General features: G+C 66.2%; 13 protein-coding genes. 6 read left to right on the top strand and 7 right to left on the bottom strand.

From position 1 onward, the window contains the following. Positions 1-46 precede the first annotated feature (46 nt). Entirely contained in the window at positions 47-865 is an 819-nt protein-coding gene (gene pyrF / locus AC1Q7Q_RS07245) for an orotidine-5'-phosphate decarboxylase (protein ID WP_492372932.1), read from the top strand. A 48-nt stretch (positions 866-913) separates the two neighbouring features. Here pyrF and AC1Q7Q_RS07240 read toward each other — a convergent pair whose 3' ends face one another. From AC1Q7Q_RS07240 to thiL, 3 genes are all read right to left on the bottom strand, one after another. Then, on the bottom strand, positions 914-1411 hold the full coding sequence (locus tag AC1Q7Q_RS07240) for a CinA family protein (protein WP_416049684.1): 498 nt from the start codon (positions 1409-1411) through the stop codon (positions 914-916). 40 nt (positions 1412-1451) lie between these two features. Then, entirely contained in the window at positions 1452-2018 is a 567-nt protein-coding gene (locus AC1Q7Q_RS07235; RefSeq protein WP_492372933.1) for a phosphatidylglycerophosphatase A family protein, read from the bottom strand. A gap of 105 nt (positions 2019-2123) precedes the next feature. Next, entirely contained in the window at positions 2124-3104 is a 981-nt protein-coding gene (gene thiL, locus AC1Q7Q_RS07230; protein ID WP_441633812.1) for a thiamine-phosphate kinase, read from the bottom strand. Positions 3105-3378: 274 nt separating this feature from the next. Here thiL and AC1Q7Q_RS07225 point away from each other — a divergent pair, with 274 nt between their 5' ends. The 3 genes from AC1Q7Q_RS07225 (at position 3379) to AC1Q7Q_RS07215 (ending at position 7063) form a co-directional block, all read left to right on the top strand. Further along, the gene (locus tag AC1Q7Q_RS07225) at positions 3379-5703 is read left to right on the top strand and encodes an NADP-dependent malic enzyme (RefSeq protein ID WP_492372934.1); all 2325 of its coding nucleotides are present in this window, start codon (positions 3379-3381) and stop codon (positions 5701-5703) included. A gap of 407 nt (positions 5704-6110) precedes the next feature. Further along, positions 6111-6467, top strand: coding sequence for a guanyl-specific ribonuclease (locus AC1Q7Q_RS07220; RefSeq protein WP_318230911.1), 357 nt, complete (start codon positions 6111-6113; stop codon positions 6465-6467). Beyond that, a complete protein-coding gene (locus tag AC1Q7Q_RS07215) occupies positions 6464-7063 on the top strand; it encodes a barstar family protein (RefSeq protein ID WP_492372935.1) in 600 nt (199 codons plus the stop codon). Before AC1Q7Q_RS07220 ends, AC1Q7Q_RS07215 begins: the two co-directional genes overlap by 4 nt. An 84-nt stretch (positions 7064-7147) precedes the next feature. Here AC1Q7Q_RS07215 and AC1Q7Q_RS07210 read toward each other — a convergent pair whose 3' ends face one another. The 4 genes from AC1Q7Q_RS07210 to AC1Q7Q_RS07195 all read right to left on the bottom strand — a co-directional run bounded on the left by AC1Q7Q_RS07210 (position 7148) and on the right by AC1Q7Q_RS07195 (position 9898). After that, a complete protein-coding gene (locus tag AC1Q7Q_RS07210) occupies positions 7148-7738 on the bottom strand; it encodes a YidB family protein (protein ID WP_492372936.1) in 591 nt (196 codons plus the stop codon). A 52-nt stretch (positions 7739-7790) separates the two neighbouring features. Beyond that, positions 7791-8549, bottom strand: a complete 759-nt coding sequence (locus AC1Q7Q_RS07205) for a 16S rRNA (uracil(1498)-N(3))-methyltransferase (protein WP_492372937.1) — start codon at positions 8547-8549, stop codon at positions 7791-7793. Beyond that, on the bottom strand, positions 8549-8989 hold the full coding sequence (locus AC1Q7Q_RS07200) for a VOC family protein (RefSeq protein ID WP_174422983.1): 441 nt from the start codon (positions 8987-8989) through the stop codon (positions 8549-8551). Before AC1Q7Q_RS07200 ends, AC1Q7Q_RS07205 begins: the two co-directional genes overlap by 1 nt. Before the next feature lie 72 nt (positions 8990-9061). Then, a complete protein-coding gene (locus tag AC1Q7Q_RS07195) occupies positions 9062-9898 on the bottom strand; it encodes a spermine/spermidine synthase domain-containing protein (RefSeq protein WP_416049677.1) in 837 nt (278 codons plus the stop codon). A 130-nt stretch (positions 9899-10028) separates the two neighbouring features. Here AC1Q7Q_RS07195 and tkt point away from each other — a divergent pair, with 130 nt between their 5' ends. Together tkt and gap are read left to right on the top strand one after the other, a co-directional pair. After that, entirely contained in the window at positions 10029-12065 is a 2037-nt protein-coding gene (tkt, locus tag AC1Q7Q_RS07190; protein WP_492372938.1) for a transketolase, read from the top strand. Between the two features lie 97 nt (positions 12066-12162). Beyond that, positions 12163-13161, top strand: a complete 999-nt coding sequence (gap, locus tag AC1Q7Q_RS07185) for a type I glyceraldehyde-3-phosphate dehydrogenase (RefSeq protein ID WP_043349563.1) — start codon at positions 12163-12165, stop codon at positions 13159-13161. The last annotated feature ends 125 nt before the right edge of the window (positions 13162-13286 follow it).

Below are 13286 nucleotides of genomic sequence, written 5' to 3'. Positions count from 1 at the left end.
GCCCGGCGCGCAGCCGACGCGGCCGACCCAGATTAGCGAGCATCCCATGACCTTCACCGAGCAGCTGGCTGCAGCCTGGCAGCGCAACGATTCCCTCCTCTGCGTCGGGCTAGACCCCGACCCGGGCAAGCTGCCCCTGTCCATGACGGGCACGGGCGGTGCGATCTTCTCTTTTTGCCGCGAGATCGTCGACGCCACCGCCGACCTGGTCTGCGCCTTCAAGCCGCAGATCGCCTATTTCGCGGCGCAGCGCGCCGAAGACCAGCTCGAGCAGTTGATCGCCTATATCCATGACGCTCACCCCGGGATTCCCGTGATCCTGGACGCCAAGCGCGGCGACATCGGCTCGACCGCGCAGCAGTACGCCATCGAAGCCTTCGAGCGTTACCGGGCGGACGCTGTCACGGTCAATCCCTATATGGGCCTGGATTCGCTGGAGCCGTACCTGGCCTATGCGGATCGCGGCGTGATCGTGCTGTGCCGCACCTCCAACCCGGGCGGCTCCGACGTGCAATTCCTGCCGGTGGATGGCAAGCCGGTGTACCAGGTGGTGGCCGAGGCGGCCGCCACGCGCTGGAATACCAATGGACAGATGGCGCTGGTGGTGGGGGCGACCTTCCCCGCGGAGATTGCCAAGGTGCGCGAGATCGTGGGCGACATGCCGCTGCTGATCCCCGGCATCGGCGCCCAGGGCGGAGATATCGAGGCCACCGTCCGCGCGGGGCGCACCGGCGCTGGCGCCGGCATGATGATCAATTCGTCGCGCGCCATCCTCTACGCCAGCCGCGAGAAGGATTTCGCGGCGGCCGCGCGCAACGTCGCGTTGCAGACGCGCGAAACCATCAATCGCTTCCGCCAGGGCTGAACCGCCGCATTGCCGGCGGATTGCTGGCCGCCGCGCGTGCCTGAGCCCTCAGGCCTCGTTGCGGACCAGCTCGAGCAGGCCGCGAATCGCGTATTCCGCAGCCTGGCGGCGGATTTGCTGCCGGTCGCCGCGATAGCGCTGCGTTTCCACCTTGGTGGTGATGCGGTTGCTCCAGCCGAAGCACACCATGCCCACGGGCTTTTCCGGCGTACCGCCGGTTGGCCCGGCCACGCCGGTGATCGACAGCGCCACCTGGGCGCGGCTGTTGAGCAGGGCCCCTTCGGCCATGGCGCGCGCCACTTCCTCGCTGACCGCGCCATGATCGCGAATCAGCTTGGCTGGCACGCCCAGCATGGTCGACTTGGCCTCGTTCGAGTACGTGACGAAGCCCCGCTCGAACCACCCTGACGAACCCGATACATCGGTAATGGCGGCGGCCACCAGGCCGCCCGTGCAGGATTCCGCGGTGGCGAGCAACAGCGACTTCTCGTTCAGGGAGATTCCGACCTGGACGGCGAGTTGGTCGAGCAAGCGGCTGACGGGCATGATGGCGGATTCAGTAGATAGGTTGGGGGGGAGTCGCCGATCACAGCGAACGCCACAGGGCGAACACCAGCAGCGTGTAGAAGGCGGCCATGATGTCGTCGAACATCACGCCGAAGCCGCCGCGCAGGCCGGGTCCCTTGAGCGTACGGTCGAGATGCCCGATGGGCGCTGGCTTGACGATATCGAACAGGCGGAACCACAGGAACGCCGCAAGCTGGCCCCAGAAACCGGTCGGCATGACGAAGGCCATGACCAGCCAGAACGCCACGATCTCGTCCCAGACCATGCTGCCGTGGTCAAACACGCCCATGTCGCGCGCGGTGCGCGCGCAGGCCCAGAGCCCCAGCACGAAGCCGCCGACGATCAGCCACAGCCAGGTTTCCGGCTGCACCCACATCGAGATCACCAGGTAGGACAGCCATGCGTACAGCGTGCCGACCGTGCCAGGCCCGACTGGCGATAGTCCCGAGCCGAAGCCCAGCGCGATCAGGTGAGCAGGGTGCGAGAGCATGAAACGCGCCGTAGGGCGCGTGACCTTGGCGGCCTGGCCAGCTTCCAGGGTCAGGGCGGGATCGTGCGCGGTAGGCCCGGGCGGGTAGGCGGACATCAGGGATTGGCTCGTCTGGTTCGGATGGGATTGTGCCGGACGGCGTGTCCGGGCAGGGTCTGGCGCCCCGCATGGCTGCATGATGACACGGCGCACGCAAGCTTGTCAGGGGGAAGCGAAGTGGTCGAAGCTGGTGCCGTTGTAAGCGCTCGGATTACCGTCGCGGTCAACCAGGCGCAGGCCAGCCTCGGGCGTGATCGCGCCGACGCGCGTCAGGGCCAGGCCGAGCCGCGCGCCGATGGCGGCAATGTGGTCGCGCTCACCCACGGGCGCGGTAAAGCAGAGTTCGTAATCGTCTCCGCCGGCCAGGGTGCATTCCAGCTGGCGCGCCTCCGGCTGGCTGGCCAGCACCGTCGAGCGGGGCAGGGCGTCCACGTCGAGCAGGGCGCCGACCTGGGAGCGCTCCAGGATATGGCCGAGGTCGCCGACCAGGCCGTCGGAAATATCGAGTGCCGCATGCGCCACACCGCGAAGTGCCATGCCCAGCGCGATGCGCGGCGTTGGCGTGTCCATGCGCGGGCGCACCTGGCTGAAGTCCGGTTCGGGCAGCAGCCATTCGCCACGGAAGTCGCCCAGCGCCAGGCGGGCATCGCCAAGCGTGCCGGAGACCCAGATATCGTCGCCAGGGCGTGCGGCATCGCGTCGCAGTGCCTTATGCACAGGTACGTCGCCGAACACCGTCAGGCTCAGCGTCAGCGGGCCGCGCGTGGTGTCGCCGCCGATCAGCTCGCAGCCGTGGGCGTCTGCCAGTTCCAGCATGCCGGCGGCCAGTTCGGACAGCCATGCGGCTTGCGCATCGGGCAGCGCCAGCGCTAGTGTGAAGGCGCGGGGCTCGGCACCCATGGCCGCCAGGTCGGACAGGTTGACCGCCAGCGCCTTGTGCCCAAGTGAGCGCGGCGCCACGTCCGGAAAGAAGTGCCGCCCGCTGACCAGCATGTCGGTGCTGATGGCAAGGTGGTGTCCGGGGCGCCCTTCAATCAGCGCGCAATCGTCGCCCACGCCCAGTACCGCCTTTTGCGCGGGCCGGGTAAAGAAGCGGCGGATCAGGTCGAACTCGGAGAGCTGGGCGCTGGAGGAATCGGGCATGAAGGGAGTCGGGGCGGCGGAGATTCTGCGAAGGGCCAGGGAAACCTCGCCGGGTCGCGGCCGCTGCGGGTTTCGCCCTGCTGTTCAGCGCTGGCGGCATGCGGCATATTGTACCGAAACGCAAAGGTGCCTCGCGCAAAACGCTTATTGTGAAATAATATTTCACAATATAAAATGCCAGGTTCCAAAGGAAGAGACTGCGGGTACGTGGAGCCGACCCGCCATTTCGTGTCCCATACGTGATTAACGGCTCCACCGACCGGAAGATGCGCCGATGACCAGTCCCCAGCAGCCCACGCCCCAAGACGACCTGAAGCAGCAGCAGCGTGAGGCGCTGCGCAAAGCTGCCCTGGAATATCACGAGTTTCCGACCCCGGGCAAGATCTCTGTTACGCCGACCAAGCCGCTGTCCAACCAGCGTGACCTGGCCCTGGCGTACTCGCCGGGCGTGGCCTACGCGTGCGAGGAAATCGTCGCCGATCCGCTCAATGCATTCCGCTACACCGCGCGCGGCAACCTGGTCGGCGTGATCACCAACGGCACCGCGGTGCTGGGCCTGGGTGATATCGGCCCGGCGGCTTCCAAGCCGGTGATGGAAGGCAAGGCAGGCCTGTTCAAGAAGTTCGCCGGCATCGACGTGTTCGACATCGAACTCGACGAGAAGGACCCCGAGAAGCTGGTGCAGATCATCGCCGCGCTCGAGCCCACCTTCGGCGGCATCAACCTGGAAGACATCAAGGCACCCGAGTGCTTCTACGTTGAGCGCAAGCTGCGCGAGCGCATGAAGATTCCCGTCTTCCACGATGACCAGCATGGCACCGCCATCGTGGTCGGCGCGGCTGTGGTCAATGGCTTGACCGTGGTCGGCAAAGATATCAGCAAGGTCAAGCTGGTGGCTTCCGGCGCGGGCGCTGCGGCGCTGGCTTGCCTGGACCTGCTGCTCGACCTCGGCATGAAGATCGAGAACATCTGGGTGACCGACCTGGCGGGCGTGGTCTATGAAGGCCGCGCTGAGCTGATGGACCCGGAAAAGGCCCGCTTTGCGCAAAAGACCGACAAGCGCAAGCTGGCAGAAGTGATCGATGGCGCCGATATTTTCCTGGGCCTGTCCGCTGCCGGCGTGCTCAAGCAGGACATGGTCCAGCGCATGGCCGACAAGCCGCTGGTGCTGGCCCTGGCCAACCCCAACCCGGAAATCCTGCCGGAGCTGGTCAAGGAAGTCCGTCCGGACGCGGTGATCGCCACCGGCCGTACCGATTACCCGAACCAGGTCAACAACGTCCTGTGCTTCCCCTTCATCTTCCGCGGCGCGCTGGACTGCGGCGCCACCACCATCACGCGTGAGATGGAAGTCGCCGCGGCGCATGCGATTGCGGAACTGGCCCGCCAGGAGCAGAGCGACATCGTCGCCACCGCCTATGGCATACAGGACCTGTCCTTCGGCCCCGAGTACCTGATTCCCAAGCCGTTCGATCCGCGCCTGATCGTCAAGATCGCGCCGGCGGTGGCCGAGGCCGCCATGAAGTCCGGCGTGGCCGCGCGCCCCATCAAGGACATGGACGCGTACCGCCTGCAGCTGCAGCAGTTCGTGTACCACTCCGGCACCCTGATGAAGCCGATCTACGCGGCTGCCCGCCAGGTCGACATGGAGAAGAAGCGCATCGTCTTCGCCGAGGGCGAGGAAGAGCGTGTGCTGCGCGCGGTGCAGGTGATCGTCGACGAAAAGCTGGCCAACCCGATCCTGGTCGGCCGCCCGGCCGTCATCGCCCACCGCATCGAGCGCTTTGGCCTACGCCTGCGCGGCGGCATCGACTTCACCGTGGTCAACCCGGAACACGATGCACGTTTCCGCGACTACTCCGAGGCGTACTTCAAGATGATGGCCCGCCAGGGCATCACCCAGCAGTACGCCAAGCTGGAAATGCGCCGCCGCACCACGCTGATCGGCGCGATGCTGGTCAAGCAGGGCGAGGCCGATGGCATGATCTGCGGCACGGTCAGCACGACTGCCGCGCACCTGCGCTACATCGACCAGATCCTGGGTGGCACCAACGAGGTGTATGCGGCGATGAACGGGCTGGTCCTGCCGGGCCGGCAGATCTTCCTGGTCGACACCCACGTCAACATCGACCCGACCGCTGGCCAGCTGGCCGAGATCACCCTGATGGCCGCCGAAGAGCTCAAGCGCTTCGGCATCGTCCCCAAGGTGGCGCTGGTGTCGCACTCCAACTTCGGCACATCCGAAGCGCCTTCGGCGCAGAAAATGCGCGAAACCCTGGCGATCCTGCGCGAGCGCGCCCCGGATCTCGAGGTGGATGGCGAGATGCATGGCGATTGCGCGCTGGACCCGAAGCTGCGTGACACGCTGGTGCCGGACGGCACCCTCAAGGGCGAGGCCAACCTGCTGGTGTGCCCGAATATCGACGCTGCCAACATCGCCTACAACCTGCTCAAGGTCGCGGCGGGCAACAATGTGGCGATCGGGCCGATCCTGCTTGGCGTCAAGGCGCCTGTCCACATCCTGACGCCTTCGGCCACGGTGCGGCGTATCGTCAATATGACGTCGCTGGTGGTGGTGGACGCGGCAGCCAAGCGCTAAATCCCTGTCAGTCTTGAAAAGCCGGGCTTGCCCGGCTTTTTTATTGTCTTTTTACTGCCGCCGGCACCCCGTCAGTGTGTGCACACATTTTCTTAACATGTTGAAACAATTGAGGTTTTCCACTCCGTCCGGGGGCGGGGATTGATTATTTATTAGCATGGGCGTAACCTTATGCCTTTGAAGTACGCGCTCGTTACACGCGCGACGACGCTGTCGATTTACGCGCAGGCCGTCCGGGGCGCAGGCAAAATGGGCAGTTTAGGTGGCGCGGCAACCGCGCAGCGGCGCCGGGATCGTTTGGTTGGTGTCCTCAAATCAAGACAAGCAACGTGGGTTCCCAGATTCCTTTGACGCAGCGCGCATCACAATGGATTTCAGTCGCCGGTCTGGCGCGAGTGGCAAGCCGGGTGCTGGCAGGCGTGGCGTTGTCGTGCGCGCTGGCGCAGCCGGTGCTGGCACGCCAGGCGGCCGATGACGGCACGGGAACCATCGCAGTACAACAGTTGCCCAACGAGGCACAGTCCACGTTGGAGCGGATCGAAGCGGGTGGCCCGTTTCCCTACGCCAAGGATGGCTCGAGGTTCGGCAACTACGAGCGCGCCCTGCCGCAAAGGTCGCGCAATTACTACCGCGAATACACGGTGAAGACAAATAGCCGAAATCGAGGAGCACGACGGATCGTATGTGGCGGTGATCAACGCGCCACCAACGACTGTTACTACACGGACGACCACTACAACAGTTTCAAACGGATAGCCAAATGATGACTGACATTTTCGGACTGGGCGACGCCCTTGCCGCCCGCGAAGAGCGCGGCGCCGGAGATGGCTGGCAGCGGGCCCAGACCCAGGCCCAGAATCTTTACGACAACGTGTTGACGATGCCCCGCAACGAGCTCTCGCAACAAACGCCGCTCGCACCCGTTCCCGCAGCCGGCACTGACGGCAGCCAAGAGGGAGCCATGACCCTGTTCAAGACGGTGCGTCCAAACATCGTCCAGTCGATCCGCGCGTTTCGCGTGCCCGAACTCGCGCAGGCCGCGGTGGAGCTGGGCCAGCATTTCCTGTATGCGAACTGCGCACACTGCCAGAGCAAGGCGGAAGTGCTGGAAACCATCGCCACCAACTTCCTCTTTCCCAAGCATTTCGGCAAGAATTTCGATGCGTTGGCCGATTGCCTGACCGACCTGATCTACAAGGCGGGCCCGCAGCCCGGCTTCGTGATCGTGCTCGAAGGCCTGCCGATTGCGCAGAAGTTCGACAAGGAAGGGCGCGAGGTTTTGCTCGATGTGTTCCGTGATGCGGCCGAGTTCTGGGCCGAGCGCAAGGTGCAGTTCCGCGTGTTCTACTCCTTCGCCTGAGCGCCAGCCGCCTGTAGCGAAGACAGCATGATAAAAAAAGGCCCGCTAGCAGCGGGCCTTTTGCTTTGCCGGCAGGGCGCGGGGTTACGCCGCCGGCGGTACCTGGCCTTGCGGCGTCAGCTTGTCGATCAGCTCCGGCAGCCCTTCGCTGAGATGGGCTGCGACATCGTCCTGGGACAGGCCCGTCTTTTCGGCCAGGCTCTCCAGCGCGCCGGTACCACCCAGTGCGCTGGCCAGCGCGGACGGCGAGACCGCCTGGTTGGCGCCGGTGCCGATCCACGAGTTGACCTGTTCGCCCAGGCCCGCCTGGGCCAGGACCTGCTGCAAGGCGCCGATGCCGCCGGCCGCCGCGCCCAGCGCGGGCGCGCCGCCGGCCTGGCCGCCCAGCAGCCCGCCGAGCAATCCGCCCAGATCGAGGCCGCCTGGTGCGCCACCGGCCGCGCCGCCGCCCATCAGGCCGCCGAGCAGTCCGCCAAGGCCGCCGAGGCCTCCCGCGCCTGCCGAGGCCGGATCCTGCGCGCCGCCGCCGCTGCTCTCCCCGCCCTTATGGCGCATGGCCAGCATGGCCAGCAGCCCCAGCGCCATCATCATCTTGGGGTTCAGGCCGCCAGCGCCCGCGTCGCCGCTGCCGCGCTGCCCGAGCACTCCGCCCAGCACGCTATCGAGTAGTCCCATGATCGACTCCTTCCGGTGAGTGTGGCGCCGGGCCGGGATGGCCCGGGTGCCGTCAAAATCCGCCCAGTACCGCGTTGAGCGTGGCCAGGCAGGCAAGCCCGGCTGTTTCCGTACGCAAGATGCGCGGCCCGAGTGACACGCCCGTGAAACCGGCGCGCAGCGCCGCCGCCTCCTCGTCCGGCGCCAGCCCGCCTTCGGGCCCGATCAGCAGTGTCACGCCGCGGTCCAGCAACGCATTGCGCTGCTCGGTGGCAAACGATACCAGCGACTGCGAGGCCCGCGGCGATACCAGCAGCCGTGCCCCATCCTGGGCCGCGGCAGGCTTTGCCTGCAGGCCCAACCAGGATTCCACGTTAGCGACCGGTGCGACCTCCGGCAAGCGATTGCGCCCACATTGCTCGCATGCGGCCTCGACCAGCGCCTGCCAGTGCGCCTGGCGTTTCTGCGCCCGCTCTCCCGAGAGCCGGACCACGGAGCGGGCCGCCTGCAGCGGCTGGATGGCGGCAACGCCAAGCTCGACGGATTTCTCGATCAGCCAGTCCATCTTGTCGCCGCCCGCCAGCCCCTGCGCCAGCGTGACGCGGAACGGCGGCTCGGCCTCGAACGGATCGTGGCTGCCGATCCGCGCCAGCGCATGGCGCTTGCCGATTTCGACCAGGGTAGCCGCATGGCTGCCGCCGCGCCCGTCGAACAGGGTGATGTCGTCGCCTGGGTTGAGCCGCAGCACCTGGACATGGCGCACCACGGCTTCAGGCAACGGCATGTCGGTCTCGGCGGCCAACGTGGCATCAATGAAAAAGCGAGGCGGCATCAGGCGGATCCGTCCTCGTTCTTGCCGGCGGCTTTGTCCACCGGCTTGCCGAAGCCCCAGCGGTAGCCATCAGGATCCTCGACCATGCAGTAGCGGTCGCCCCAGAACTGGTCGGCGGGCGCCATCAGGCTGACCGCTCCGGCGGCGACGGCGCGCGCGTGCATGGCATCGACGTCGTCGCAGTAGACGTAGAACGTCTGCGGGCATTCGACGCCGAGCGAGCGGGGCGCGCGCGCGGTGCTGCCCCAGGCGCCTTCGGGCGCGAACATCACGACGAGCTCGCCCTGGTAGTGCATCTCGGCGTGGGTCGGCACACCGTTTTCGTCGACCACGTTCCCCGCGCTGAAACCGAAGGCGCGGTGATAGAAGTCGAGCGCGCTGCGCCCGTTGCCCACCGTCAGGTAGGGGGTGAGCCAGGGGGTGTTGGCCGGTCTTGTCATGATCGTCTCCTGGTTACGGGAAGCCGCGCGGGGCTTGCCTGGGCGGCAAGACTCGCGGTGCGAGCGAGCATCTTACGCGGGTGCGCAGGCGCTGTCGAAAAGCGCCTGCAGGTGCAGGGGCAGGGCGAACAAGGCCGGATGGAGCGCGGCGTGGTAGCAGCGCAGCTTGCGGTCGAGCTTCCAGGCGCGCAGCCGCTCATCGAGCTGCGCGGCATCGGCGCCGCGCACGTCGAGGGTGTCGCTGGCCAGCGCGATGGCCCATTGCGCGCCGTAGACGGGGATGAAGGTGGTGATGGGGTGGACTTGCGCAAAGCACTGCCGCAAGCGCGCGGCGAGCACGCGGACCGAATCGGGGCGGTGTTCCGGCGGGCCAAGGTGCAGGGACAGCGCGCCGCCGGGCGCCAGGCAGCGCCGGGCGGTTTGCAGGCCGTGGTTGGAAAAGAGCGCAGCCGCCGGGCTGCCGTCGTCGGCCTCGGTCAGATCGAATACGATCAGGTCGAACTGCCGCCCCGCACGGCCAAAGGCTTCCATCAAGCCCAGCGCGTCGCCAATGGCGAGGTGCACGCGTGGATCCTCGAAGGCGCCCTGGTGGATGCCGTCCAGCCAGGCCCGGGCCAGCGTCACGACATCGGGGTCGAGTTCGGCCACCACCACCTCGCGCATGAAGGGCAGGCGCAGCAATTCATGCGCCGAGCCGCCGTCGCCGCCACCCACCACCAGCGCGGAGCGTGCCGCGCCATGGGCCACGGCCATGGGGTGCACCATCAGCTCATGCTGGATGAAGGCGTCCGCTTCCGCGCTCATGATGCGGCCATCGAGGCGGAAGATCCGGCCAAAGCGGGGATGCTCGCCAATCTCGATTTGCTGGTACGGCGAGCGCATTGCCGCGAGCAGCCGAATCTGGCCCAAGGTGGTGCCAACGCCTGGGGAAAGCCATTCGGTCCATTGCAGATGGCCGCCAGGCGGGGCCGCCGGGTGGCCTAACTCCCCCCTTTGATCTGGTAAAATTGCGCTTTTCCCGCCGCCAGGTTCCCGCCGCATGTCTCACCTCGCTCATCCCGCCGCCAGTCCGCACGCTTCGCAGCCCGTCCAACTCATGGCCAACGCCATCCGCGTCCTGGCCATGGACGCCGTCCAGCAGGCCAATTCAGGCCACCCCGGCATGCCGATGGGCATGGCGGATATCGCGGTTGCGCTGTGGGGCCGTCATCTGAAGCATAACCCGAGCAACCCCAAGTGGGCTGACCGCGACCGCTTCGTGCTGTCCAACGGCCACGGCTCGATGCTGCTTTATGCGCTGCTGCACCTGACCGGCTACGACCTGCCCTTGGCCGAACTGAAGAACTTCCGCCAGATGCACAGCAAGACGGCAGGCCACCCGGAATACGGCATCACCCCGGGCGTGGAAACCACCACCGGCCCGCTGGGCCAAGGCCTGACCAATGCGGTCGGCATGGCGCTGGCTGAACGCCTGCTGGGCGAGGAATTCAACCGCCCGGGCTTCGACATCGTCAACCACCACACCTATGTGTTCCTGGGAGACGGCTGCCTGATGGAAGGCATCAGCCACGAGGCCTGCTCGCTGGCCGGCACGCTCAAGCTGAACAAGCTGGTCGCGCTCTGGGACGACAACGGCATCTCGATCGACGGCGACGTGGTGCACTGGTTCGCCGACGACACCCCGAAGCGTTTCGAAGCCTACGGCTGGAATGTGATTCGCGCGGTGGACGGCCATGACGCCGCCGCCGTGGATGCCGCCATCGCCGAAGCCAAGCACAGCGACCGTCCGACCCTGATCTGCTGCCGTACCCTGATCGGCAAGGGCGCGCCCAACAAGGAAGGCGGCCACGATGTGCATGGCGCGCCGCTTGGTGGCGCCGAAATCCTGGCCACGCGCGAGGCGCTGGGCTGGGCCCACGCCCCGTTCGAACTCCCGGCCGAAGTCTATACGGCATGGGATGCGAAGGCCCGCGGCGGTTCGCTGGAAAAGGCCTGGAACGCGCTGTTCGAGGCTTATGCGGAGCGCTTCCCGTACGAAGCCGGCGAATTCCAGCGCCGCATGCGCGGCGAGCTGCCCGGCGCGTTTGACGCTGCCGTGGACGCTTTCCTGGCCAAGTGCGAGGAAAAGGCGGAAACCATCGCTACCCGCAAGGCCAGCCAGAACACCATCGAGGCGCTCGCGCCGGTGCTGCCGGAATTCCTGGGGGGCTCGGCCGACCTGACCGGCTCCAACCTGACCAACTGGTCCGGCAGCAAGGCCGTGCGCGGCGATGCCTGGGGCAACCACATCAACTACGGCGTGCGCGAGTTCGGCATGAGCGCCATCATGAACGGCATCACGCTGCATGGTGGCTACATCCCCTACGGCGGCACCTTCCTGACCTTCTCCGACTACAGCCGCAATGCCCTGCGCATGGCGGCGCTGATGAAGATCCGCACGCTGTTCGTGTTCACCCACGACTCCATCGGCCTGGGCGAAGACGGCCCGACCCACCAGTCGATCGAACACGTCGCCAGCCTGCGCCTGATCCCCAATATGGATGTGTGGCGTACCGCCGACACGACCGAAACCGCGGTGGCCTGGGCCCAGGCCGTGCGCCGCGAGAACGGCCCGAGCTGCCTGATTTTCAGCCGCCAGAACCTGCCGTTCCAGACGCGTGACGACACCACCCGCGCCAATATCGCGCGGGGCGGCTACGTGCTGCGCGCTGGCAACAATCCCAAGACCGGCCGTCCGGATGCCGTGATCATCGCCACCGGCTCGGAAGTCGGCCTGGCCGTGGGTGCCGCAGAGCAACTGGCTGCTGACGGCGTGCACGTGCGCGTGGTCTCGGTGCCGGCAACCACGGTATTCGACAAGCAGGACGCCGCCTACAAGGCATCGGTGCTGCCGGCCGGCGTGCCGCGCGTGGCGGTCGAGGCAGGCGTGACGGACTTCTGGTGGAAGTACCAGGTCCAGGCCGTGGTGGGCATCGACACCTTCGGCGAATCGGCTCCCGCTGGCGTATTGTTCAAGCACTTCGGCTTCACGGTCGAGAACGTCGTGCGCACCGTGCGCGACACCCTCGGTCAGTAACAGGTATTCCCGGGCCCGCGCAGCGGTCGACTCGGCCGCGCGGGCCGGCAGACGCTTTCCCGCATCCATCGATCGTTAGCCTACTCAGGAGATAAACATGACCATCAAGATCGGCATCAACGGCTTCGGCCGCATCGGGCGCATGGTGTTCCGCGCCGCCGCCGCCAACTTCAAGGAAATCGAAGTCGTCGGCATCAACGACCTGCTCGAGCCCGACTACCTGGCTTACATGCTGAAGTACGACTCGGTGCACGGCCGCTTTGACGGCGAAGTGTCGGTCGACGGCAACACCCTGATCGTCAATGGCAAGAAAATCCGCCTGACCGCAGTCAAGGACCCGTCCGAACTGAAGTGGGGCGAGATCGGCGCCGACGTGGTGATCGAATCCACCGGCATCTTCCTGACCAAGGAAGGCGCGCAGAAGCACATCGACGCGGGCGCCAAGAAGGTGATCATGTCGGCACCGTCCAAGGATGACACCCCGATGTTCGTGTACGGCGTGAACCACGGCACGTACAAGGGCGAAGCGATCATCTCCAACGCCAGCTGCACCACCAACTGCCTGGCGCCGGTCGCCAAGGTGCTGAACGACAAGTGGGGCATCAAGCGCGGCCTGATGACCACCGTGCACGCCACCACCGCCACGCAAAAGACCGTCGACGGCCCCTCCAACAAGGACTGGCGCGGTGGCCGCGGCATCCTGGAAAACATCATCCCGTCGAGCACTGGCGCTGCCAAGGCCGTGGGCGTGGTGATTCCCGAGCTGAACAAGAAGCTGACCGGCATGTCGTTCCGCGTGCCGACCTCCGACGTGTCGGTGGTCGACCTGACCGTCGAACTGGAAAAGGGTGCCACCTACGCCGAGATCTGCGCCGAAATGAAGGCACAGAGCCAGGGCGCGCTCAAGGGCGTGCTGGGCTACACCGAAGACAAGGTGGTTGCCACGGATTTCCGCGGCGATGCACGCACCTCGATCTTCGACGCGGAAGCCGGCATCGCGCTGGACTCGACCTTCGTCAAGATCGTGAGCTGGTACGACAACGAGTGGGGCTATTCCAACAAGGTGCTGGAAATGGCTCGCGTGGTCGCCAAGTAAGTTTGCCGGGATAGGTTGGTTTGCGCACGGAACAAGGCGGCATTCCCTGGGATACCGCCTTGTCGTCTGCTTGCAACTCCAGCTATCGGAAGCCTAGGCGGGTCCTTTTGCCAGGATCCTGGCAA

Source organism: Cupriavidus sp. GW823-FHT07A04 (genome assembly GCF_058794615.1).
The sequence above is the reverse complement of the archived record's forward strand: the minus strand, read 5'-3'. Positions and strand labels throughout refer to the sequence as shown.